Origin of the sequence: Sphingobium chungbukense, from assembly GCF_001005725.1 — a bacterium.
GTDB classification, from domain to species: domain Bacteria; phylum Pseudomonadota; class Alphaproteobacteria; order Sphingomonadales; family Sphingomonadaceae; genus Sphingobium; species Sphingobium chungbukense.
In genome coordinates, this window is record NZ_LBIC01000039.1 from 1 (window position 1) to 513 (window position 513).

1 pseudogene is annotated in these 513 nt (G+C 68.8%); it reads right to left on the minus strand.

Features of this window, described 5'->3' with window-relative positions:
* Nucleotides 1-513: pseudogene (locus YP76_RS28500) on the minus strand (hypothetical protein); the annotation flags it as partial.

Below are 513 nucleotides of genomic sequence, written 5' to 3' on the forward strand. Positions count from 1 at the left end.
GTCTCGTGCAGGGGCCGGAGCGACGGCAGATCGGCATAGTGGCGCGCCGCCACCTCGCGCGAGTGGCCGACCGCGAAGCGGGTCATGTGCCCCTCGGTCTTGGTGTACCATAGCGCCTTGTGGGTCTTGCGTAGCCGGGAGAGCAGCAGGTGGAGCGGCTTGCCGTCGTCATCGCTGATGCCATGGCGCAGAGCCCAGGCTGCAAGTTGGTGCTTGAGATCGAAAATGCCGCCGCGAAGGCCGCCGACGTTGTGATAGGCCCAGAGGCAATCGTCAGGCAGGTGCTCGCGGGCGGCGGCGGTGGCGTCGATCAGGCGACGGATCAGGCCGCCGGGAGTGCCGCTGCCGCCATCGCGCACCCGCATGCTCTTGTGCTCGGCGCCGCGGGCGCGGCGCTTGAGATAGCGCAGCTCCACCGTGCCGGCATGGGGGTTGGTGAGACAATCTGTGGTCAGCGCCTTCAGGCACTCGGGCTCGAGGCCGGTATCGAGCGTGAGCAGCACGAGCAGCGCC